This is a genomic window from Streptomyces sp. NPDC048171 (assembly GCF_043202655.1).
Classification (GTDB): domain Bacteria; phylum Actinomycetota; class Actinomycetes; order Streptomycetales; family Streptomycetaceae; genus Streptomyces.
The window spans coordinates 675754-698245 of sequence record NZ_JBIDAU010000001.1 but is presented as its reverse complement, the minus strand read 5'-3'; the positions used below and the strand labels follow the sequence as shown (position 1 = coordinate 698245).

Annotated in this window: 17 protein-coding genes; 9 read left to right on the top strand and 8 right to left on the bottom strand. The window is 73.5% G+C overall.

Annotated features, from left to right (window positions below):
- Positions 1-4 precede the first annotated feature (4 nt).
- The 4 genes from ACGF3J_RS03035 to ACGF3J_RS03020 are packed head-to-tail and all read right to left on the bottom strand — an operon-like array spanning position 5 to position 4686.
- On the bottom strand, positions 5-1510 hold the full coding sequence (locus ACGF3J_RS03035; protein WP_393853426.1) for an alpha-N-arabinofuranosidase: 1506 nt from the start codon (positions 1508-1510) through the stop codon (positions 5-7).
- 25 nt (positions 1511-1535) lie between these two features.
- Entirely contained in the window at positions 1536-2399 is an 864-nt protein-coding gene (locus tag ACGF3J_RS03030) for a carbohydrate ABC transporter permease (RefSeq protein ID WP_161331240.1), read from the bottom strand.
- Positions 2396-3337, bottom strand: a complete 942-nt coding sequence (locus ACGF3J_RS03025) for a carbohydrate ABC transporter permease (protein ID WP_161331239.1) — start codon at positions 3335-3337, stop codon at positions 2396-2398. Before ACGF3J_RS03025 ends, ACGF3J_RS03030 begins: the two co-directional genes overlap by 4 nt.
- Entirely contained in the window at positions 3334-4686 is a 1353-nt protein-coding gene (locus ACGF3J_RS03020; RefSeq protein ID WP_161331238.1) for an extracellular solute-binding protein, read from the bottom strand. Before ACGF3J_RS03020 ends, ACGF3J_RS03025 begins: the two co-directional genes overlap by 4 nt.
- Before the next feature lie 243 nt (positions 4687-4929).
- Here ACGF3J_RS03020 and ACGF3J_RS03015 point away from each other — a divergent pair, with 243 nt between their 5' ends.
- From ACGF3J_RS03015 to ACGF3J_RS02995, 5 genes are all read left to right on the top strand, one after another.
- Positions 4930-6186, top strand: a complete 1257-nt coding sequence (locus ACGF3J_RS03015; RefSeq protein ID WP_161331237.1) for an MAB_1171c family putative transporter — start codon at positions 4930-4932, stop codon at positions 6184-6186.
- 109 nt (positions 6187-6295) lie between these two features.
- On the top strand, positions 6296-6805 hold the full coding sequence (locus ACGF3J_RS03010; protein WP_202558755.1) for a toxin: 510 nt from the start codon (positions 6296-6298) through the stop codon (positions 6803-6805).
- Positions 6802-8025 carry an MAB_1171c family putative transporter gene (locus ACGF3J_RS03005; RefSeq protein ID WP_393853425.1) on the top strand — a complete coding sequence of 408 codons (1224 nt, stop codon included), beginning with the start codon at positions 6802-6804 and terminating at the stop codon, positions 8023-8025. Before ACGF3J_RS03010 ends, ACGF3J_RS03005 begins: the two co-directional genes overlap by 4 nt.
- A gap of 31 nt (positions 8026-8056) precedes the next feature.
- Entirely contained in the window at positions 8057-9268 is a 1212-nt protein-coding gene (locus ACGF3J_RS03000; RefSeq protein WP_161330884.1) for an MAB_1171c family putative transporter, read from the top strand.
- A complete protein-coding gene (locus tag ACGF3J_RS02995; RefSeq protein WP_161330885.1) occupies positions 9258-10661 on the top strand; it encodes an NAD(P)/FAD-dependent oxidoreductase in 1404 nt (467 codons plus the stop codon). The genes ACGF3J_RS03000 and ACGF3J_RS02995 overlap by 11 nt, the downstream gene beginning before the upstream one ends.
- 33 nt (positions 10662-10694) lie before the next feature.
- Here the strand turns inward: ACGF3J_RS02995 and ACGF3J_RS02990 are convergent, their stop codons facing one another.
- Both ACGF3J_RS02990 and ACGF3J_RS02985 read right to left on the bottom strand, forming a co-directional pair.
- On the bottom strand, positions 10695-11558 hold the full coding sequence (locus tag ACGF3J_RS02990; RefSeq protein WP_393853424.1) for an SMP-30/gluconolactonase/LRE family protein: 864 nt from the start codon (positions 11556-11558) through the stop codon (positions 10695-10697).
- Positions 11555-12328, bottom strand: coding sequence for an IclR family transcriptional regulator (locus ACGF3J_RS02985; RefSeq protein ID WP_161326497.1), 774 nt, complete (start codon positions 12326-12328; stop codon positions 11555-11557). Before ACGF3J_RS02985 ends, ACGF3J_RS02990 begins: the two co-directional genes overlap by 4 nt.
- 160 nt (positions 12329-12488) lie before the next feature.
- Between ACGF3J_RS02985 and ACGF3J_RS02980 the strand changes: the two genes are divergently transcribed.
- Positions 12489-13094, top strand: coding sequence for a hypothetical protein (locus ACGF3J_RS02980; protein WP_202557522.1), 606 nt, complete (start codon positions 12489-12491; stop codon positions 13092-13094).
- Between the two features lie 203 nt (positions 13095-13297).
- On the opposite strand, the gene ACGF3J_RS02975 is transcribed toward ACGF3J_RS02980, so the two are convergent.
- The gene (locus tag ACGF3J_RS02975) at positions 13298-14005 is read right to left on the bottom strand and encodes a FadR/GntR family transcriptional regulator (protein WP_161326496.1); all 708 of its coding nucleotides are present in this window, start codon (positions 14003-14005) and stop codon (positions 13298-13300) included.
- 187 nt (positions 14006-14192) lie between these two features.
- Between ACGF3J_RS02975 and ACGF3J_RS02970 the strand changes: the two genes are divergently transcribed.
- From ACGF3J_RS02970 to ACGF3J_RS02960, 3 genes are read left to right on the top strand one after another with little or no spacing between them, the layout of a single operon-like run.
- Entirely contained in the window at positions 14193-15569 is a 1377-nt protein-coding gene (locus ACGF3J_RS02970; RefSeq protein ID WP_393853423.1) for an SLC13 family permease, read from the top strand.
- 49 nt (positions 15570-15618) lie between these two features.
- Positions 15619-17064 (top strand): acyl-CoA synthetase, encoded by a 1446-nt coding sequence (locus ACGF3J_RS02965; protein ID WP_161328160.1) that lies wholly within the window; start codon positions 15619-15621, stop codon positions 17062-17064.
- The gene (locus tag ACGF3J_RS02960; protein WP_393853422.1) at positions 17057-18427 is read left to right on the top strand and encodes a carboxyl transferase domain-containing protein; all 1371 of its coding nucleotides are present in this window, start codon (positions 17057-17059) and stop codon (positions 18425-18427) included. The genes ACGF3J_RS02965 and ACGF3J_RS02960 overlap by 8 nt, the downstream gene beginning before the upstream one ends.
- A gap of 230 nt (positions 18428-18657) precedes the next feature.
- On the opposite strand, the gene ACGF3J_RS02955 is transcribed toward ACGF3J_RS02960, so the two are convergent.
- Entirely contained in the window at positions 18658-22299 is a 3642-nt protein-coding gene (locus tag ACGF3J_RS02955) for a S8 family serine peptidase (RefSeq protein ID WP_161326684.1), read from the bottom strand.
- Positions 22300-22492 lie beyond the last annotated feature (193 nt).

Genomic DNA, 22492 nt, shown 5'->3' with positions numbered 1-22492 from the left:
GGGCTCAGCGCAGCCGGATCACGTTCCAGGACAGCGGCTCCAGTACGGCGGTCAGGGTGCCGTCCCGCAGCGCGGTGCCGTCCACCCGGTGCGGGACGACCCGTTCGGGTTCGGCGAGCGTGTTGCGGGCGTCCGGGTCGGCGTCCGCGAGGGCGCTGTGCTCCACGACGTCCGTCAGCTCCAGGGTGCCGAGGGCGACGTCCAGCGGCAGCGGCTCGGTGCGGGAGCGGTTGACGGCGAAGACGGTGACCGAGCCGTCCTCGGCGCGCACGGCCGTCGCGTGCAGCAGGTCGGCCTCGCCGTACTTCGCCGTCCCGTACGTCGGTGAGTCCACCCGCACGTCGAGGACCTCGCCGCGGCCGTACCGCGAGGCCTGCGCGAACGGGAAGAACGTGGTCTGGCGCCAGGCCGGGCCGCCCGGCTCGGTCATGATCGGGGCGATGACGTTGACGAGCTGGGCGAGGCAGGCGACGGCGACGCGGTCGGCGTGCCGGAGCAGGGCGATGAGGAGCGAGCCGAAGACGACCGCGTCCATGACGCTGTAGTTGTCCTCCAGCAGGCGGGGCGCCTCGGGCCAGTCGAGGGCGCTCACCTCGGCCTGCGACTTCGACATGTACCAGACGTTCCACTCGTCGAAGGAGAGGTTGATCCGCTTCTTCGACTTCAGCCGGGCACCGACGTGGTCGCAGGTGGCGACGACGTTCTCGATGAACGACTCCATGTCCACGGCGGAGGCGAGGAAGGAGTCGACGTCACCGTCGAGCGGCTCGTAGTAGGCGTGCAGGGAGATGTGGTCGACGAGGTCGTACGTCTCCTCGAGGACCGTCGCCTCCCAGGCGGCGAAGGTCTCCATGGACTGGCCGGACGAACCGCAGGCGACGAGTTCGACGTCCGGGTCGATCTGGCGCATGGCCCGCGCGGTCTCGGCGGCGAGCCGCCCGTACTCCTCGGCGGTCTTGTGGCCGGTCTGCCAGGGGCCGTCCATCTCGTTGCCGAGGCACCAGAGCCGGATGCCGAAGGGGTCCTTGTCCCCGTGCTCGGCCCGCAGGTCCGACAGCGTGGTGCCGGCGGGGTGGTTGGCGTACTCCTGGAGTTCGAGCGCCTCGGCCACACCGCGGGTGCCGAGGTTGACCGCCATCATGGGCTCGGCCTGCGGGCCGACCTTCCTCAGGAAGGCGATGTACTCGGACAGGCCGAAGCTGTTGGTCTCCGTGGAGCGCCAGGCCAGGTCGAGGCGGCGGGGGCGGTCCTCGGCCGGGCCGACCGAGTCCTCCCACTTGTATCCGGAGACGAAGTTGCCGCCGGGGTAGCGGACGGCGGTGACGCCGAGTTCCCGGACCAGGTCCAGTACGTCCCGGCGCAGCCCGTCGGCGTCGGCGGAGGGGTGTCCGGGTTCGAAGATGCCGGTGTACACGCAGCGGCCGAGGTGCTCGACGAAGGAGCCGAAGAGGCGGGGGTCGACCTCACCGACGGTGAAGGCGGGGTCGAGGGTGAAGCGGGCGGTTCGCATGGTGTCCTTTCGAAAGAGGCTCCGGCTACTGGCCGGCGAGGCCGGTGTGGGCCACGCCCGCGACGATCTGGCGCTGGAAGAAGACGAAGACGACGATCAGGGGGAGGCCCGCCATCAGGCCGCCGGCCATGAGCTGGGCCCACTGGATGCCGTAGGAGTTCATGACGGTCGCGATGCCGTTGGGCATGGTCATCAGGTCGGGGTTGTTGGTGACCATGTACGGCCACAGGAAGTTGTTCCACGAGCTGATGAAGGTGAAGATGCCGACCGCCGCCAGCGAGGGGCGGGACAGCGGCACGATGACGGTGAAGAAGACCCGCCAGCGGCCCGCGCCGTCGATGAAGGCGGCCTCCTCCAGTTCGCGCGGGACGCCCTGGAAGAACTTGTAGAGGATGTAGACCATCGCGGCGGGCGCGCACTGCGGCAGGATCATCCCCCAGTAGGTGTCGACCATCCCCATCTGCTGGACGCTGGTGAACAGCGGGACGCCGAGGACGGCCGGGGAGATCATGAGGCCCGCCATCACCGTCCCCATCAGGACGCCCTTGCCCCGGAACTCGGTGCGGGCGAAGCCGTAGCCGGCGAGTGCGGAGACCAGCAGCACGACGGTCGTCACGCACACCGACACCACCAGGGAGTTGACGAACCAGTCGGTGATGTTGCCGGTCTCGAAGAGGGCCCGCCACGCCTGGCCCGTCCAGTCCTCGGGCAGCCAGTGGGTCGGCACCTCGACGGCCTCGGTCTCCGACTTCAGCGAGGTGAACAGGGCCCAAGCGAGCGGGGCGAGGAACACCGCGGAGACGGCGGTGCCGAGCAGGGTGAGCACGATCTGGCCGGGCGTCCAGGACCTGCGGGGTCCGGTCGGGGTCTGCGTCGCCGCGGTGGTCATCGGCCGCCCTCCTCACGGTTGCGCAGCAGCCACATCCGGGCGAGGGCGACGGCCGCGATGAGCACGAAGAAGATGATGGAGATCGCGGAGGCGTAGCCCACGCGGTAGCTGGTGAAGCCCTGTTCGAGCGTGTACTGCACGAAGGTGCGGGTCGAGTCCTCGGGGCCCGGCCCGAAGTCCTGCATCACGACGGCCTGGTCGAAGACCTGGAGCGAGGCGAGGATCTGGAGGGCGACGACGAGGCCGGTGATGTTGCGCAGCATCGGCAGCGTGATGTGGACCGTGCGGTGCCAGGCGTTGGCGCCGTCCAGCCTGGCGGCCTCGTAGAGGTGCGCGGGGATGCCCTGGAGCGCGGCGAGGTAGAGCAGGAAGCTGAAGCCGACGGTCCACCACAGGGTGGTGATGACGACGGCGAGCATCGCGTACGACTTGTCGGTCAGCCAGGGCGTCTCGAGGCCGAAGACGTGGTTGACCATGCCGGTGCCGGGGTTGAACAGCCACTGCCAGAGGTTGGCGGCGACGGTGGAAGGCAGCAGGAACGGCAGGAAGAAGCAGAGCCGCCACAGCCACTTGCCGCGCTCGATGTGGTGGGCGAGCATCGCGAGGAGGAAGGCGAGGACGGTGATGCAGGGCACGACGAGCAGCGTGAAGTACGCGCTGTGGCCGAGCGCGTCCCACATCAGCGGGTCCTGGAGGGCCTCGCGGTAGTTGTCCAGGCCGACGAAGCTCGCCTCGTCACCGGAGATGTTGGCGTCGGTGAAGCTGAGGTAGAGACCGCGCAGCAGCGGCCAGACGACGAAGAGCGCGAACAGCGCGAGGAACGGGGCGACGAACCAGCCGCCGTGCTGGAAGCCCTGGCGGCGGCGGAGCGTGGCGCCGGCGACGGCGGTCCTCGCGCGCGCCGGGCGGACGATCGTCTCGGCGCCGGCGGCGGTCATGCGGCACCTCCCCGCGCGGCGGTTCCGTCCATGGGGTTCTTCATGGCGAGCAGTTCGGCGAGCGTGCTCCGCATCCGGCGGGCGGCGGTCTCGGGTTTCGCCGAGCCCGTGGAGGAGGAAACGACGACCGGGCCGACGCGCTGGGCGAGGATGCCGGTGGACCCGGCGAACCACACCTTCGGCTCGGTGGCCTGGTGGTCCATCGCGGAGACGTACTCGTTCTGCGGGCGCAGCGCGCGGTAGGCGGCCGTGGACAGGGTCGGGGTGTACGCGGGGATGTGGCCGCCGGCCGCCCACTGCCGGGCGTGCTGGACGACGTAGGCGGCGAGGCGGTGCGCGCCCTCGTTGGCGGCGCCCCCGCGGTCCGACTGGTGGGGCAGGACGAAGGCGTGGGACTCGGCGTGGGTGGCCCGCCTGCCGAAGACGGGCGGCAACGGGGCCGCCCCGTAGTCGAGTTCCGCGGCGTCGAAGACCGGCACGGACCAGTTGCCCTCCCAGGCGAACGGGGAGCCGTTGACGAACTGCTCGGCGCCCGCGGTGCCGCCGAAGGCGGGGTTGGCGTAGCCGTCGGCGACGTGCTTGCGCAGGAACTCCAGGACCCGGGTGGCCTTGTCGGTGTCGAAGGTGACCTCGGTGCGGGCGTCGTCGAACCAGGTGCCGCCGAGCTGGGTGTAGAAGGCGACGAAGAACCACCACTGGAAGTTCTGGTCGCTGTGCCACAGGCCGATGGTCTGCAGGCCCTTCGCCGTGGCCTTCCTGGCCTCCTTCAGCACGTCGAACCACGCCTCGGTGGAGGTGACGGGCACCATCCGGCCGTCCGCGCCGAGCAGGCCCGCCTTCTTCAGCACGTCCCTGCGGTAGAAGCAGAGCTGGACGTGGATGTCGAGCGGCAGGGCGTAGAGCCTGCCGTCGATGACGGCGCGCTTCCACAGCTCGGGGTTGAAGTCCTCCTCCCGCACGCCGTACTTGGCGAGCAGCGCGGGGTCCCAGGGGTCCAGGAGGCGGCCGGGCGAGAAGCCGGTGACGCGGCCCAGGTGCATGACGCCGAGGTCCGGCGCGCGGTTGCCGGCCGCCGCCATGGCGAGCTTGGTGTAGAAGGGGCTGCCCCACTGGAGGGTCGAGTCCTTCACGTCGATGCCGGGATTGTCCCTGCGGAACGCGTCCAGCATGGCGATCATGTTGTAGCCGTCGCCGCCGCTGAAGAGGTTCCAGTAGCGCACGCGGGTGTCCGCTCCGGAGGCCAGTGCGTCGGCCCCGGTGCCGAGCGCCGCGAAGCCGAAGCTGCCCGCGACCGTGAGGCCGCCCGCCGCGGCCAGGAAGTGCCTGCGATCCAGGCCAGGTCGTCCCATGCCCTGCCCCATCTGTTCGACATCTGTCCGACATTGGATTGTTCGATATTTCGGATGGCGCTCGTAACTTCGAACGGGACCGTAGGTGGGAAGCGCTTGCGCGTCAATGGTTCGGGCAGGAACTCGGGCCGGCGCTCCGGAATCAAGCACTCCGGACAACGCGACTCGCCTGACGCGGACACGTCCGGCCGCGTAGGCTCGTACGGCCTTGGATGCGGCTGCGAGCGAGAGCGGAGGGACGCGATGGAGTCCGCGGGCGCGGCCACCGGTCCGGCCTCGTTCCTCAGCGCCTTCTACACGTCCTACTGGTGGATCCCCGCCGCGGTCCTGGCCACCGCCCTGGCGATCAAGCTGCCGACGATCATCCGGCTCTGGAGGGACCCGTTGCTGCGCGCGGTCGGCGGTCTGCTGCTGCTGGCCTGCGCGGTGTTCGTGTTCGTCGCCCCCTCGACCATCGTCTGGGTCAACCGCGTCACCGGCGTGCCGAACATCTCGGCTCCCTGGGTCTACTCGCTGCTCACCGCGTTCTGCGGCGCCTGCCTGGTGCTGATCATCGCCTGGCGCGACGGGCTGTCCCAAGGCTCGGCGCCGACCCGCCGGGCCACCCGCTGGGTCGTCTCCGTCTACGGCGGGGTGATCGTCGCGCTCTGGGTGCTGTTCGCCCTCGCCGAGGTACCCGTGGAACGCACCCGGGACCTGGACACCTACTACGCCAACACGCCCTTCATGCGCGAGGAGATCCTGCTCTACCTCCTCGCGCACACCACCGCCGTCCTCATCACCTCACGGCTGATCTGGAACTGGATCCGCACCGGCGGATTCGACGCCTGGCTGCGCCGGGGTCTGCGGTTCCTGGGCGTCGGCTACGCGCTCAACCTGGCCTTCGACGCCGCCAAGCTCACGGCCGTCGTGGCCCGCTGGACCGGCAACGACCTGGACTGGCTCAGTCTGGACGTGGCCCCGGCCCTGGCCTGCCTGTCCGCGGTATCGATCGCGGTCGGCTTCATCCTGCCGCACGCCGGCCAGTACCTGCGCGAGCGGCGGCGGATCCGGCTGGCCCACCGCGAACTGCGGCCGCTGTACCGGCTGATGCGCTCCGTGCACGGCTCCGGGGTGCCGTTCGTCCTGCGGGCCAGTCCCGAACTGCGCCTGACCCGCCGCGAGACCTTCATCCGCGACGTCCTGCTGCCGCTGGCCCGCCGCACCGACGAACGGCTGGGCGCGCGCTCGTACCGCGCCGCCCTCGGCCTCGGGTACGCCCCGGAGCGGGCGAAGGCGCTCGCCGCGGCCGTGGTGGTCCTCGACGCGGTCGACGCCCGTCCCGGCACGGACGGAGACAGCAGCGGCGGGGGCGGCGAGGACAGCGGTGGCGAACCCGACACCACGGACCTCCTGAGCGGGATCGGGGCCGTCTCCCGCGCCCTCGCCCACCCCGAGGTGCTCCGCGAGGTCCGGGCGCGCGCGATGGCACCCGGGGACACCATGGCGGTCACCGAGTGACCGAGAAGGACCTGGAACTGGCCCGGACGGCCCCCGTCTTGGCATATTGCACTGGTGACCGAGCAGCAGCCGGGGAAACGGGGAGACAGCGGTGCGTACCAGGAAGGAGATGCGTCGCCTCGCTGACGCCCTCATCGACCCCATCCGGGTTCCCGTGCCGGCGGATCCCGAGGTGCTGTTCGAGGCGCTCGTCGCGTCCGTGAGCGCGTGGCGGGGCCGCGAGGTGGTCGTGCACCGGGCGGCGTTCCCGCCGCACACCGCGAGCGGGCTCTGGCTGGAGCGGGAGCACCACGACGACATCGTGGTGGACGAACGCGCCGCGGTGTGGCACCAGATCGTCATCCTCTGCCACGAGGTGTGGCACATGAGCCGGAGGCGGGCGGAGGCGGACGGCGCCCCGGACGGACTGCCCCGGCCGGTCGCCGCGCGCACCGACTTCTCCCTGGCCGAGGAGCAGGAGGCGGACCGCTTCGGCATGCTGATGGGCGGCCGGCTGCGCACCTGGCTGGAGGCCTCCACCGACTCGGTGTTCGCGGCGGAGGGCGACGGACCGGAAGACCCGCCCGACCTCGCCGGACGCATCGGCGCCGCGCTCAACTACCGCGGGACGACCAGATGAACGGGCTGATCAACTACGTCAGCTGCGGAGTGCTGTGGCTCTGCCTGGTGGTCAAGGCGCCCGACCTGCTGCGGCACCGGCGCGATCCCTACCTGGGCGCGATCTGCGCGGTACTGGGGCTCGCCGGGCTCTGCTTCCTGCTCGGCGCACCGCCGACGGTCGGCGCCGTCAACCGGCTCAGCGGGGTGCCCAACCTCGCGGCACCGCTCACCTACGCGGCCATCACCGGGTACTGCGCCGCCTCCCAGGTCCTCATCGTGCGCTGGCGGGGCGGGCCCCGGGTGGACAGGACGGTGCGCCGGTGGACGCTCGCCTACGCCGCCGTGGTCCTCGGCATCGGGGTGCTGTTCGCGCTGGGCGACGCGCCCGTGGAGCGCCGTACCGACCTGGACACCTACTACGCGACGACCCCGTTCATCGCCCAGATGATCGTGCTGTACCTGGTCGCGCACCTCACCGCGGTCACCGTCACGACCTTCTCGGCACTGCGCTGGGCACGGCGGGTGCGGGGCGGGCTGCGCGCGGGCCTGACCCTCCTCGGCGCCGGTGCGCTGTGCGGCGCCGGGTACAGCACGGCCAAGCTCGTCGCGGTGGGCGCGCGCTGGTCCGGGCGGGACTGGTCGGCGCTCGGCACCGCCGTCTCCCCGGCCGCCGCCGGGCTCGGCGCCCTGCTGACGGTCGTCGGCGTGCTCGTCCCGCTGGTGGCGCCCCGGGTGACCGAGTGGCGGCGGGCGGGGCGGACGTACGCCCGGCTCGGGCCGCTGGAGCGGGTGCTGGACGACCTGCTCACCCGGCGGGCGCTGCGGCTGCCCCGGCCCCGGTTCGCCTCGCCCGCCACCCGCCTGATGTGGCGCCAGACCAGCATCCACAACGCGCTCGGCCACCTGGACGCCTATCTCGACCGGGACCTGTACGACCGGACCCGCGCCCGGGTACTGGCCGCGACGGACGACCCGGAACGGGCCGAGGCCGCCGCCTGGGCCGCGGTGATCACCGAGGCGGTACGGCGCGAGTCGGATCCGGCGCAGGCCGTCGCGGCGGCCGCGGGCGGCGGCTCTCCCCCCGGCACGTCCTCCCCCGGCTCCCCCGTCGGCCCTCACCTCGGTCCGGCGCCGGGCCCGGCCGCCCTCGGCCGGATCGCCGACGTGCTGGCCACCGCCCCGCCGGCGCCGGTCCTCGCCGCCGTGCCGAGCGGTACGACCACGGCGGGAACCGCGTGAACGACACCCCGCAGCAGAGGAGTTGTCCGGCATGAGTCTCGTCGTGTACCTGGCGGCGCTGGTGTTCGGCCTGACCTCCGTGCTGCTGTTCCGGCGGCCACGCACCGCCATGCGCAACCCGCTGACGCTGTCCACCTGCGTGGCGATCGTCCTCGGCGCCCTGGTCTTCGTGTGCGCGGCACCGGCCACCCTCGCCACCGTCAACGAACTCACCGGGGTGCCCAACTTCGGGGCCCCGCTGACCTACGGGATGCTCTCCGCGTACAGCTGCGCCGTGCTGGTGCTGCTGATCAACTGGCGGGGCGGGCCCCGGGCGCGCGTGCGGCGCATGGTGCTGCGCAGCATGGCCGCCTACGGGCTGCTGGTGGTCGCCATCGTCGTGCTGTTCCTGCTCGCCGACGCGGACACCGAGCGGCTGACCGACCTCGACACGTACTACGCGGGTACGCCCTTCATGCGGGAGATGATCCTGCTGTACCTGCTGGGGCACAGCGCGGCGATGCTGGTGATGTGCGCGGTCTGCGTCAAGTGGGGCCGCGAGGTCGGCGGCCTGCTGCGGGCCGGGCTGCGGCTGATCCTGCTGGGCGCGGCGCTGGACGTGGTGGGGTTCCAGCTGACCAAGTACACGGCGGTGGTGGCCCGGTGGACGGGTCACGACCTCGACTTCCTCTCCACCTCGGTGGCCCCGCCGATGGCCTCGCTGGCCGCGCTGCTGTGCTCGGCCGGGTTCGTGCTGCCCCGGCTGCTGCCGCCCGTGGTCGCCCACTGGCGGGGACTGGACGACTACCGGCGGCTGGATCCGCTGTGGTCGCTGGTGCGTTCGGTGTCCACCGCCCCCAAGCCTCCGGCGACCTGGTGGCAGCTCCCGCAGGCCCGGCTCCAGTGGCGCGAGGTGTCCATCCACGACGCCCTGCTCACACTGGCGCCGTACTTCGACCACCGGGTCCGTGAGCGGGTGCGGGACACCGCCCTGCGCGCGGGCCGCTCCCCCCACCAGGCCCGGCTGGCGGCGGAGGCCGCCATGCTCACCGACGCGGCGCGCCGGGCCGCCGCGCGCGAGGAACCTCCGCAGGGCGCCGCCACCTACCGGCTGCACGCCACCGAAGTGCCCGGCCCGAGCGGGCTGGTGGAGCTGGCGCAGGCCCTGCCCCACCCGCCCGGGCGGGCCACCGCGCCCGACGGCACGGCATCGTCCGCCACGTCCCGAACCCTGACCGAACCCGAGGAGCCCCATGTCGCGTAGAGCTGTCGTCGTCGGTGCCGGTCTGGCCGGCATGCTGGCCGCGGCCGTGCTGTCCGCCGCCGGCGTGGACGAGGTGATCGTGCTGGACCGCGACGAGCTGCCCGAGGGGCCGCACCAGCGCCGGGGGCTGCCGCAGGGGCGGCACGCGCATCTGCTGATGACCGGCGGGCTCGCGGCCATGGAGGAGATCGTGCCGGGGGTGAGCCTGCGCAAGCGGCTGCTGGCCGCCGGAGCCCACGAGATATCCCTCAGCTCGGGCATGCTGGCCCTCACGCCTGAGGGCTGGCTGCGCCGGTGGCGGCGCGAGGGGCCGGTCATGCTCACCTGCACCCGGGCGCTGGTGGACTGGACGGTGCGGGCCGCGGTGCTGGAGCAGGCGCGGGTCGAGGTCCGCAGGGCCGCGGTGGTCGGGCTGACCGGGTCCGCGGAACGGGTGCGCGGGGTGCGGATCGCGGCGCCCGGCGGGGACACGGACCTCGACGCCGACCTGGTCGTCGACGCGAGCGGACGCGGCACCCGGGTGCTCGGCTGGCTGGAGGGCCTCGGGCTGTCCGGCGTCCGGACGCGGACCGTGGACTCGGGGCTGGTCAACGCCTCACGCGTGTACCGGATGCCGGCCGGGGCGGAGCGGTTCCCGCTGACCATCGTGCAGGCCAACCCGTACGTGGGCCGGCCGGCCCGGAGCGCGATGGTCATGCCGGTGGAGGGCGACCGCTGGCTGGTGAGCTGCGGCGGCTCGCGCGGCGGTGAACCGCCGGCCGACCCGGAGGGGTTCCTGCGGTACACGCTCGATCTGCCGGACCCCGTCGTGGGGCGGCTGATCTCCGGCGCGGAACCGCTCACGGACATCCATCTGAGCCGGTCCACCAGCAACGTGCGCCGCTACCTGGAGAAGGCGCCGGTCTGGCCCGAGGGCTTCGTGGTCCTCGGTGACGCGCTCGGCACCTTCAACCCGGCCTACGGGCAGGGCATGTCGGTCGCCGCGTTCGGCGCGCGCGTCCTCGGCCGCGAGCTGCACCGGACCGGCGGCGTCGACGCGCCCGGTCTCGCCCGGCGGGTGCTGCGGGGCGCGGCCCGCTCGGTGGACGCGGCGTGGTCGATGGCCGTCGGCCAGGACGTCCTCTACCCCGGGGTGCGCGGCGGGCGGCCCGGCGCCACCGACCGGGTGGTGACGGCGTACACCCGGCGCATGACGAGGGCGGCCACCGGCTCCTTCGCGGCGGCCTCGGCGATCTGGGACGTCACGAGCATGCGCACCCCGCCGACCCGCATGTTCCGCCCCGACGCCGCCCTGGCCGCCCTGACGGGCTCGCCCCTGCCCCCGCTGTCCGGCCCGCCCCTTACCCCGGAGGAACGCGGGATACTGGGTGCGCTGGACCGCACGGGGGCCTGACGGCCCCTCATCCGGCTCCGGCGGGTGCCGGGTTCAGCCCGCGAACGCCGGCTGCGGCAGACCCCGGCCCGCGTCCGGGATCACCAGGAGGGAACCCGCGAGCGGGGGCGGCGCCGACAGGCCCACGCGGGCCGTGGTGACGTACAGGTCGGTCAGGCCGGGGCCGCCGAAGGCGCAGGCGGTGACGCGCGGGACGGGCAGCGGGAGCACGCGGTCGAGGGCGCCGGACGGGGTGTAGCGGCGTACCGCGCCGCCGTCCCACAGGGCGACCCAGACGCAGCCGTCGGCGTCGACGCACAGGCCGTCGGGGAAGCCCGCGCCGTCCTCGATCACGGCCAGCGGACGGCGGCCCGTGATCCGGCCGTCGGCGGGGTCGGTGTCGAAGACGTCGATGCGCCGGGTCGGGGTGTCGACGTAGTACATCAGCCGGCCGTCGGGGCTCCAGCCGGTGCCGTTGCTCACCGTCACGTCGTCGAAGACGGTCTCGGCCGTGCCGTCCCCGGTGAACCGGGTCAGCGTGCCGCCGCCGGCCGCCTCGTCGTAGCGCATGGTGCCCGCCCAGAGGCTGCCGTCGGGGGCGACGGCGGCGTCGTTGGCGCGGCGGCCGGGAACGGGCTCGCGGTGCAGCCAGCGGAAGGCGCCGTCGGGATCGAGCAGTCCGATCCCGTCGCGCAGGTTGAGGACGAGCCCGCCGCCCGCGCGCGGTTTGACGGCGCCCACGTGCTGGTCGGTGCGGCGCACCGTGCGCCGCCCGGTGGCCGGGTCCCAGGTGTGGACGCGGGAGTTCAGGATGTCGATCCACAGGAGCCGGCCGGTGGCCGGGTCCCAGGTGGGTCCCTCGCCGAGGGCCGCCTCCGCCCGGACGGCCACCTCGTAGGCCGTACCGCCGGCCGTCACGCCGCCCCCCGGTGGCCGAGCCGCTCGGACAGCTCGGCGGCGCCCTTGACGGCCAGCTCCTCCAGCTCGCCGAGGCGCTCCTCGCTCCAGCGGATCATGGGAACGGAGATCGACAGCGCGGCGACGACCCGGCCCGTGCGGTCGCGCACCGGGGCGGCCACGCAGGAGACGTCCGGGTTGGACTCGCGGCTCTCCACCGCCGTGCCGCGCTCGCGGACGCCGGCCAGGGCCTCGCGCAGGGCGGCCGGGTCGGTGATGCTGTTCGGGGTCATCGCGGTCAGCTCGGTGCCGTCGGGGAAGCGCGCGGCGACCTCCGGCTCGGGCAGCGAGGCCAGCAGCATCTTGCCGACGGACGTGCAGTGGGCGGGCAGCCGGCGTCCGGCCGCGGACACCATGCGCACCGCGTGCGTGGAGTCGACCTTGGCGATGTAGATGACGTCGGTGTCCTCCAGGATCGCCACGTGCACGGTCTCGTCGCAGGTCTCGGCGACGCTGCGGGCGACCTGCTGGCCCTCGGCGGCGAGGTCGAGGTGCTCGGCGTAGCGGGCGCCGAGCTGGTACGGGCGCACGCCCAGCCGGTACCGTCCGGGCTGCCCGGCGACCGGGACGATGTACTTGCGGGCGGAGAGCGTGGTGACCAGCTCGTGCACGGTGGTCCGGGGCAGCTGGAGCCGGCGCACGATGTCGGGGGCGGAGAGCGTGCCGTCCCCGTCGAGGAAGAGCTCCAGAATGTCGAGAGCCCGGGTCACGGCGGGTACGAGACGTCCCATGTCCGGCCCCCTCCCTGAGTAGGTTCACGTACGTTCGATATTTCAACAAGCGATCGGAATCGCGAACACAGGCTACTCATATCGCGTTTGCCGGGGCAATGGCCCTGCGTCGCCACTCATGATCCGCGACGGGCGCCGCGCATGGTCCACGATGGTCCCCATGCCCACCGGAAAGCAGCCCGCCGGCCCCTTCACCCCGCGCGACTTCCAGCTGGTGCTGCTGCGCCGCATGGCCGACCACAACCCCGGCCCGGTGGAGGACGCCCGGCGCGAGCTGGGTGCCTCGCTCGCCGAGATGCGGGAGGCCAACAGACGCTGGCAGGCGATGCTCCGCTCACCGCGCTCCCGCTCGGCCGCGGCGCGCTACCGCTCGGTCCTCGGCGCCCCCGAGTCGACGGCCCCCCGCCGGATCGGCGACCTGGAGTGCGAGGCCCGGCAGTGGGCGCTGCCCCTCTGGCCCGGCCTGCGCTTCGAGGTACTCGTCGCGGACAAGGGCGTGGTCTGGAACGAGTGGCTGGTGCGCGCCCCCGGTGCCGAGGCGCCCGAGCTGCGCACCCTGGACGACCTGACACCGTGGTCCTGCACGGTCGACGAGGCGGCCCGCGCCTTCGCCCCCGCCCGCCCGCTCCAGGGCTCGGCACCCACCCGCTGGGGCCTCGCGTTCACCGCCCCGGACCGGGACGGCGTGCGCCACGAGGTGGTCGCGGAGTTCACGTGGGGGCTGCTCCAACGCACGGCGGTGGGCGGCCGGACACCGATCGGCTAGGGCCTGTCCGGCGGATCAGGTCGCAGAAAGCCGCGGTGCCTCATGGCACCGGTGAGCGGGGTCCGGTGCGTCCAGCTGCAAGGCGGAGGAGGGCGACAGGGCGGAGCCCCGGCAGCCGACGACATCGCCGCGGATGGGCGTGCCAGTCCCCGCGGCTGCGGCATGATCCGCCGGACAGGCCCCATGCCTTCCACGGGCCGCGGTCAGCGCTCGTCCTCCGGGTCCCAGTCCAGGAGGCGGACCTTGGCGACGGTGCGGACGTGGCGGCGCATCGCGGTGGCCGCGTGCCGGGGCTCCCCGGCGGCGATCGCGTCGAGGATGGCCTGGTGCTGGGCCAGCGAGCGGCCGGGACGGCCGGGCTGGCGCAGCGACTCGGTGCGGCTCTCGGCGATCTGGTGGGCGATGGAGCGCATGAACTCCGCGAGCAGACTGCTGTGCGCCGCCGCCGTGACCGCCGCGTGGAACAGGCGGTCCCCCTCGACCCCGTCCTCGCCCCGCTCGATCTCCTCGGCCATCACGGTCAGCGCGGCCCGCATCGCGGCCACGTCGTCCTCCGTGCGGCGCTCCGCGGCCAGTTCGGCCAGTTTCGTCTCCAGCGCCTCGCGGGCCTCCAGGACGTCCGGCAGGCGCCGTCGGCGCTCGACCATCTTCTCGACGGGTTCCACGTCGAGGCTGTCCCGGACCAGGTACGTCCCGCCGCCGTGCCGCGCCTCCACCAGGCCCTGGACCTCCAGGACCACGATGGCCTGCTTCACGGAGGCCCGGCTGACGCCGAGCCGCTGGGCGAGGTCCCGTTCGGGCGGAAGCCGGTCGCCGGCCCGCAGGCCGCCGTCGGTGACGTACTGGCGCAGCCGCTCCAGCACCTGTTCGTAGAGGCGCTGCTTGGTCATCGGGCGCAGGGCGTCGGTCACGGAGATCCCCCTCTCGTCGGGAGCCTAGCACCGGGCCCTCGGTGGCCGAGTGGCTGAGCCAATTCGTGCGCGACCCCTTGACGGCGCTCCGACAGGGGCCCACGCTGACCTGCCAACCGCACCTTCCAAGTGGCTCAGCCACTCAGCCAGTCAGGTTTCCATCAGGACAGCACCCGGGAGCCCCCGCATGTCCCCCGAACTCGTCTCGATCCTCGTCCTGGTCGTGGTGTTCGTCATCGCCACCACCCGCTCCGTCAACATGGGCGCCCTCGCCTTCGCCGCCGCCTTCGGGGTGGGCACGCTCGTCGCCGACCTCGACGCGGACGGCATCTTCGCCGGATTCCCCGGTGACCTCTTCGTCGTCCTCGTCGGCGTCACCTACCTGTTCGCGATCGCCCGCGCCAACGGCACCACGGACTGGCTGGTGCACGCGGCCGTCCGGCTGGTCAGGGGGCGGATCGCGCTGATCCCCTGGGTGATGTTCGCGCTCACCGGGGTGCTCACGGCGATCGGCGCGGTCAGCCCGGCCGCGGTGGCCATCGTCGCGCCGATCGCGCTGAGCTTCGCCACCCGGTACGCCATCAGCCCGCTGCTCATGGGCACGATGGTGGTGCACGGCGCGCAGGCCGGCGGGTTCTCGCCGATCAGCATCTACGGCTCGATCGTCAACGGCATCGTCGAGCGCGAGGACCTGCCGGGCAGCGAGGTCGGCCTCTTCCTCGCCTCCCTGATCGCCAACCTCCTCATCGCGTCCGTGCTGTTCGCGGTGCTCGGCGGGCGGAAGCTGTGGGCCCGGGGGTCGGTCCCGGTGGACGGCGCGACCGGCGCGACCGAGGCGACCGGCGCGGGTGCCGGCGGGGGCCCCGGCGGCGGCGCGGAGAAGGGCACCGGCACCGCGGGAACCGCCCCCACGGCCGTCGCCGTGCGCCCCGACCAGGACACCGAAGGCACCGGCGGCGCCACCCGCCTCACGCCCGCCCGGATCGCCACCCTGGTCGCCCTGGTCGCCCTGGTCGTGGCCGTCCTCGGGTTCGATCTGGACGCCGGTCTGACCGCGGTCAGCCTCGCCGTGGTGCTGAGCACCGCCTGGCCGGACGACAGCCGCCGTGCGGTCGGTGAGATCGCCTGGTCCACCGTCCTGCTGATCTGCGGCGTCCTCACCTACGTCGGCGTGCTGGAGGAGATGGGCACCATCACCTGGGCCGGTGAGGGCGTCGGCGGCATCGGCGTCCCGCTGCTGGCCGCGGTGCTGCTCTGCTACATCGGCGCGATCGTGTCGGCCTTCGCCTCCTCCGTGGGCATCATGGGCGCGCTGATCCCGCTGGCGGTGCCCTTCCTCGCACAGGGGGAGATCGGCGCGGTCGGCATGGTGGCGGCGCTCGCGGTGTCGGCGACGGTCGTGGACGTCAGCCCCTTCTCGACCAACGGCGCGCTGGTGCTGGCCGCGGCGCCGGACGTCGACCGGGACCGCTTCTTCCGGCAGTTGATGGTGTACGGCGGGATCGTGGTGGCGGCCGTGCCCGCGCTGGCGTGGCTCGTACTGGTCGTGCCCGGCTTCGGGTAGGCCCCCTTCGAAGACCGGCAATCGTGAGCAACAGTAAGGAGCACGAAGCGTGTCCTCTCTCTTCCCGGCCCTCGCCCCGACCCCGGCCGGCGGGCCCGCCCTGCGGTTCGGCGAGCGTTCACTGACGTACGCGGAACTCGCCGCCGCCGCGGGCGCCACGGCCGGGCGGATCGGGGCCGCCGGCCGGGTCGCCGTCTGGGCGACACCGGCGATGGAGACCGCGGTCGCCGTGGTGGCGGCGCTGCTGGCCGGAGTCCCCGCCGTACCGCTCAACCCGAAGTCCGGCGACAAGGAACTGGCGCACATCCTCTCCGACAGCGAGCCGTCGCTGGTCCTGGCCGCCCCGGACGCCGAACTCCCGCCGGCCCTGGGCGCCCTGGAGCGCGTCGACGTCGACGTGCACGCCACCGGGCCGGTGCCCGAGGACCGCTCCGGCGACGGGGACCCCGCGCTCGTCGTCTACACCTCCGGCACCACCGGCCCGCCCAAGGGCGCCGTCATCCCCCGGCGCGCGCTCTCGACGACCCTCGACGCGCTCGCCGACGCGTGGCAGTGGACCGGCGACGACGTGCTGGTGCACGGGCTGCCCCTGTTCCACGTGCACGGCCTTGTGCTGGGCGTCCTCGGGCCGCTGCGGCGCGGCGGCTCCGTGCGGCACCTGGGCAGGTTCTCCGCCGAGGGCGCGGCGCGGGAGCTGAACGACGGCGCGACCATGCTGTTCGGGGTGCCGACGATGTACCACCGGATCGCCGAGTCGCTGCCCGGCGACCCGGAGCTGGCGAAGGCCCTGTCCGGGGCCCGGCTGCTGGTCTCGGGGTCGGCCGCGCTGCCCGTGCACGACCACGAGCGGATCGCCGCCGCGACCGGCCGGCGGGTGATCGAGCGGTACGGCATGACGGAGACCCTGATGAACACCAGCGTCCGGGCGGACGGCGAGCCGCGCGCCGGCACCGTGGGCGTGCCGCTGCCCGGGGTGGAGCTGCGGCTGGTGGAGGAGGACGGCACTCCGATCGCGGAGCCGGACGGGGAGAGCGTCGGCGAGATCCAGGTGCGCGGCGCGAACCTGTTCACCGAGTACCTCAACCGCCCCGACGCCACCGCCGCCGCCTTCACCGGCGACGGTTTCTTCCGCACCGGCGACATGGCGGTGCGCGACCCCGACGGCTACGTGCGGATCGTCGGCCGCAAGGCCACCGACCTGATCAAGAGCGGTGGGTACAAGATCGGAGCCGGTGAGATCGAGAACGCGCTCCTCGAACACCCGGCGGTGCGGGAGGCGGCCGTCACCGGCGAGCCCGACCCCGACCTCGGCGAGCGGATCGTGGCGTGGATCGTGCCCGCCGACCCCGGTGCGCCGCCCGCGCTGGAGACGCTGGCCGACCACGTGGCCGCCCGGCTCGCCCCGCACAAGCGGCCCCGCGTGGTCCGCCACCTCGACGCGCTGCCCCGCAACGACATGGGGAAGATCATGAAGCGGGCGCTGAACCGTGACTGACCGCCGGTCCGCGCGGGAGTTCCTCGCCCTCGTCACCGACGACTTCGCCGAACTCCCCACCCCCGAGGACCGGTCGGCGCCCGACGGCCCGCTGGGCTGGCCCGGCTACGACGCCGCCAGCGCCCGCGCCGCCGAGCGCACCGGTGAGGAGGAGTCGGTGGTCTGCGGCACCGGGCACGTGGCGGGCGTGCGGGCCGTGCTCGTCGCGTTCGAGTTCGGGTTCCTCGGCGGTTCGCTGGGCCGGCGCACCGGCGACCGGCTGGAGGCCGCGTACGCGTACGCCCGTGCGCACCGGCTGCCGGTCGTGCCGCTGGTCGCCACCGGCGGCAGCAGGATGCAGGAGGGGATGCTCGCGCTGACCCAGCTCCAGCGGGTGGCGCGGGAGTCGGCGCTCACCCGGGAGGCGGGGCTGGCGCAGATCGCGGTGGTGCGGGACCCGGCCACCGGCGGCGGCTGGGCGACCCTGGGCGCGGGCGCCGACGTGGTCCTCGCGCTGCCCGGCGCCCAGGTCGGCTTCGCCGGTTCCCGGGTCCGGCCGCCGGACGCCGATCCGGCGGCGTACACGGCCGAGGCCCAGGTGGCGGCGGGCAGCGCGGACGCGGTCGTACCGGCCGACGAGCTGCGGGGCACGCTGGGCCGGTGGCTGCGGCTGCTGACGGCGCCGTCCGGCGATCCGGCGCCGGTGCCGGTACCGCTGGGGGCGCGGGACCTCCCGGCCACCGGCTGGGACGCGGTCCGCCGGGCCCGGGCACCCGGCCGTCCGCGTGCCGGGGCGTATCTGGACGCCTACTTCACCCAGCGCGTCGCCCTCCTCGGGGACCGCTGCGGCGGCACCGACCCGGACGGCATGCTGTGCGGGTTCGGCGAGCACGCCGGGCGGACGGTCGCGTACGCCGCCCAGACGGGGACGGCGACCGGGCCCGCCGGGTACCGCACCGCCACCCGGCTGATCCGTCTCGCGGAGCGGCTCGGCATCCCGGTGCTGACCCTGGTGGACACGCCGGGCGCGGCCAACGACGCGGCGGCGGAACGGCAGGGCGTGGGCGCGGCGATCGCCGAGCTGTTCGGGGTGATGGCCTCGGTGCGCACACCGGTGACCACGCTGGTGATCGGCGAGGGCGGCTCGGGCGGGGCGCTGGCGCTCGCGGCACCCGGCCGTACCTGGGCCACCCCGGACAGCTACTTCTCCGTCATCGCGCCGGAGCTCGCGGCGGCGATCCTGAAGCGAGGGCCCGAGGAGGTGGAGGCGACGGCGAACCAACTGCGGTTGCGTCCACAGGACTTGGCCGAGCTGGGCGTGATCCGAACAGGCGATCAGTTGTTCCCTGGAACAGGTGATCGTCGCTCTGGAGAGCCTATGTGACTGCAGGGACCAACGATACTGACGGTGTGCAAGCAACGGGCTGCAGACCGTAGTTGACGCGCATGTCCCAAGTAGGTCCCACACATGCACAGCGCAAGGAGCTGCACGATCATGAACCTTCTCACCGACATCCTCGCCGGCATCGTCCACTTCGTCGGCTGGCTGGTCTGACGGTCCGAGAACCCGACGGCGCCGCCTCCCCGTCCCAGGGAGGCGGCGCCGTCCGCGTGTCACCGCACGGCCGCGGCCCGCACGATCTCCTGCGTGACCGAGCCGCCCCGGTCATCGCGCGCCGAGGCCCGCAGCGAGAGGTGCCCGGCGTCGCGGGGCACGTTCAGCGTCCCCTGCCAGGACCCCTGACCGTGGTCGCCGCGCAGCCCGACCCGCTGCCAGGACCTGCCCTCGTCGTACGACACCTCCAGCTCCGCGCCGCCGATCCGCCCGGTGCCCTCGGCCCCCGCCACGTACTCCGCGCCGAGCCCCACCTTGAGCTTCCTGCCGCCGCGCACCTCGCCGGCCAGGTCGGTGTCGACGTCGAAGGAGAGGTTGATCAGCGGCAGGAAGGTCCACCGGTCGTCCGGGGTCGCGGCCGAGCGGAAGGTCCACTCCGCGTGGCCCTCAGTGGCCACCGGCCAGCGCGCCGCGTCGAGCGCGGTGTCGGTGACGAGCCTGTACGTGTGCTCCTCGGCCGGCGCGTCGTACACGTAGCCGGCCGAACTCGGCCCCTCGTCGACCAGTTCGCCGTCCAGGTACACGGACGTGGTCTGCGTCATCCCGCTCCCCTCGCTCCACACGTCGCCGAAGCCGGTGTGGTCGGGACCGGAGTCGCCCCACCCGGGGGCGTTGAACTGGAGCATGTCGCCCGAGCGCTGCTGCCCCCAGCCGAGCCCGGTGCCGAGGTACGGATGCCAGACGGGCTTGAACCAGTTCAGCTCCGTGCGGTCACCGCCCCGGTACCGGACCAGTCCGCTCCGCTCCTCCAGCGCGTCCCCGGCGCTCGTCACGGACTCGTGCCACAGCTGGCCGGGACCGGTGGACACGTACTCGGTGCGCTCGGCCGGGTAGGCGATCCGCTCCTTGAAGCCGAGGCCGATCGGGAACGTGTCGGTGATCGAGTACCGGAACTCGCCGCCGCTCGCGGGCTCGGGGGCGTGGTACTTGGTCCGCAGCTCGGCGAGGCCGCGGCGCCCGGGCTCGTAGGTGAGGTCCCGGTCGGGCACCCGGCCCGCGTGCCCCTCGGAGAGGTCGTACACGTAGGGCGTGTTGGGCGTGGCGGTCATGTCGACCCGTCCCGCCTTCCGCAGCCGCTCGGCGTCGGCGGTGTTCACCGTGGCGATCTGGAGCGGCCGGTCGGCGTTGTCGTCCGTGCCCCACCACTCCATCAGCCGTCCGGGCGCGTCGTCCGTCACGAACAGCGCCTTCACGCCCGCGTCCTGCGCGGCCTGGGCGAGGGCGGCCGGTTCGGTGCCCTCGGTGAGCGTGGCGAGGGCCGCCTTGCCCCGGACGCGGGCCGGGAAGGGCCCGTCGCCGACGTCGACGAGCGACAGGCTGCCGCGCCCCTCGCTCAGGGTGCCGCCCGACTGGACGGTGGCCTCACCGACGCCCTTGACCTCCAGCAGCGGCTTGCCGAGCCGCCACACGGTGCGGTACTCGAATCCGCCCTCGGTGACGTTGGCGGTGGGCGCTGCGAAGACGCTGTCGTACGTCAGCGGCACCTGCACCGCGCCGAACAGGTCGGCGCCGTTCGCGCTGCGGTCGTACTCCATGAGGAGCTGCCGCGTCTCGGTGCGCCTGTCCACGTCGGCGTCGATCTCACGCAGCTTCCGGCCGTCGAGGGTGATCTCCCGGTCCCGGTCGAGGACGACCTCCGGCGCGGCGAGGAAGCCGAGTCCGAGCGAGTCGGCGCCGTGGCTGCCCCGCACGTCGAGGAACGAGCTCAGGCTGTACGTCCCCGGCGCGAGACGCAGCTCCAGGGTGCCGGAGTCGCCGACGTGCGCGGGGACGGGGTCGACGCCCTCGGCAAGGTGCTGGACGACCAGGTCGGCCGGGGAGGCGGCACCGGAACGGTCCTTGACGCGCACTGTCAGCGTGTACCGCTCGTCCTCCTTGACCAGCCCGAACGCCGTGTGCGCGACGGGCTTTCCGTCCGCGCCGGACGCCACGATCCGGCCGCTCGTCGTCCCGGCCGGGGCCTTGGACGCGTCGCCGGTGACGGTGGTGGAGGCGGTGCCGTGCGCGGGCACCGTGAGGGCGGTGTCGGCGAGGGTGACGACGCTCTCCGGGGCGCCCTGCGCGGAGAGCTTCAACTCGACAGCGTTGTCCGAGGAGTTGGCGTAGGTGACGGTCCGCGTGACCGGTTCGTCGTCGTCGTGGGGCCAGGAGTGGAAGCCGAGGTCGGCGCTGCCCGTCGCGGTGACGTCGGCCGCGATGGCGTCCGGCACGCTCACCCGGCCCGCGCCCAACTGGTACGCGGAGGCGTCGAGCCCCTTCGACGTGGACATCAGCGCGTCCTTGAGCCGCGCGCCGGTCCAGTCCGGGTGCTGCTCGGCGAGCAGGGCGGCCACTCCCGAGACGTGCGGCGTCGCCATCGACGTACCGTCCATGGCGGTGTAGTCACCACTGCCCTCGGCGAGCCGGGACCGGGCCGCGAGGATGCCGACGCCCGGCGCGGACAGGTCGGGCTTGAGCGCCTGATCGCCGTGGCGGGGACCGGCGCTGGTGAACCAGGCCGCCTCGTCCGCCGAGTCCACGGCCCCGACGGTCAGCGCGGCGTCGGCCGCGCCGGGTGAGCCGATGGAGGACGGGGCGCCGGTGTTGCCAGCCGCGACGACGAACAGGGCGCCGGTCTCGCGGGACAGGCTGTTGACCGCCTCGGCCATCGGGTCGGTGCCGTCGCTGGGCTCGGTCGAGCCGAGGCTCATGGAGACGATGTCGGCGTCCACGTCCCGGGCGGCCCACTCCATGCCGGCGATGATCTGCGACTCGCTGCCCGAACCGGAGTCGTTCAGAACCTTGCCGATCGCGAGCGCGGCGCCGGGCGCGACGCCCTTCTCCTTGCCGTCGGAGGCGGCGCCGCTGCCGCCGACGGTGGAGGCGACGTGCGTGCCGTGCCCGTTGCGGTCGGCGACCTCCTCCCCCGCGATGAAGCTCCGGCTCTCCGCGACGCGTCCGGCCAGGTCGGGGTGGCCGGCGTCCACACCGCTGTCCAGCACGGCGACGGTGACGCCCTTGCCGGTCAGCCCGGCCTGCCAAGCCTGAGGGGTGCCGATCTGGGCGTTGGACTCGGCCATGGCCGCGGTGACCCTGCCGTCGAGCCACACCCCGTCGATGCCGGCGCCACGGGTGAATTCCCGCCAGAAATCACGCCCCTTGCCGGCCGCCACCGCGGCCCCGCGCACGCTGGGCAGCGCCCGGGTCCGCTCGGTGCCCTTCGGGGTGGCCGACCGGGCGCCCTTCTCGTAGGTCACGATCAGCGGCAGCGTGCCGGTCTCGGTGTCGGCCAGGCCCTGCTCCAGCAACTCCCCGACGTCGAAGAGCCGTTCGTCGAGGCTGCCGTCGCGCAGGTACGGCAGGGCCTCGTCGGGTACGACGGTGGTCCGGCCGCCCGAACTGCGGGTGTGCACGGCGCCGTCGGCGCCCTCGGGCCGCTCGACCGTGACGGTCCGGCGTCCGCCGCCGAGTTCCGTGACGGTCACCCGGTCGCCGGTGACGAGGGTGACGGTGCGGGCCGCGGTGTCCCGGGCCACGGCGGCCGGGGGGTGCGCCGGCTCCGCGGGCGGATCCTGTGCCGCCGCCGTCCCGGACGGCAGCAACGCGATCACGAGCCCCGCCGACAGGAGGGTCGCCCCGCGTCCGACTGGTCCTCTGCTCATCCACGCCTCACTTCGCGTCGTCGTATGGTGCTGTGAAGAGTGCTGTGAGCAGTCTCAGGGGGCTTCTGGTGCACGGCAGTTGACGGAGGGTGGCGGATTGGCGCCCTGGCGGGTTTCCGCCAGTGGGCCGGCGGACCGGCACATTGAGCCGCGACACGGCCGAGTACCGTCCGTCACAATGGTGCCGCGCACG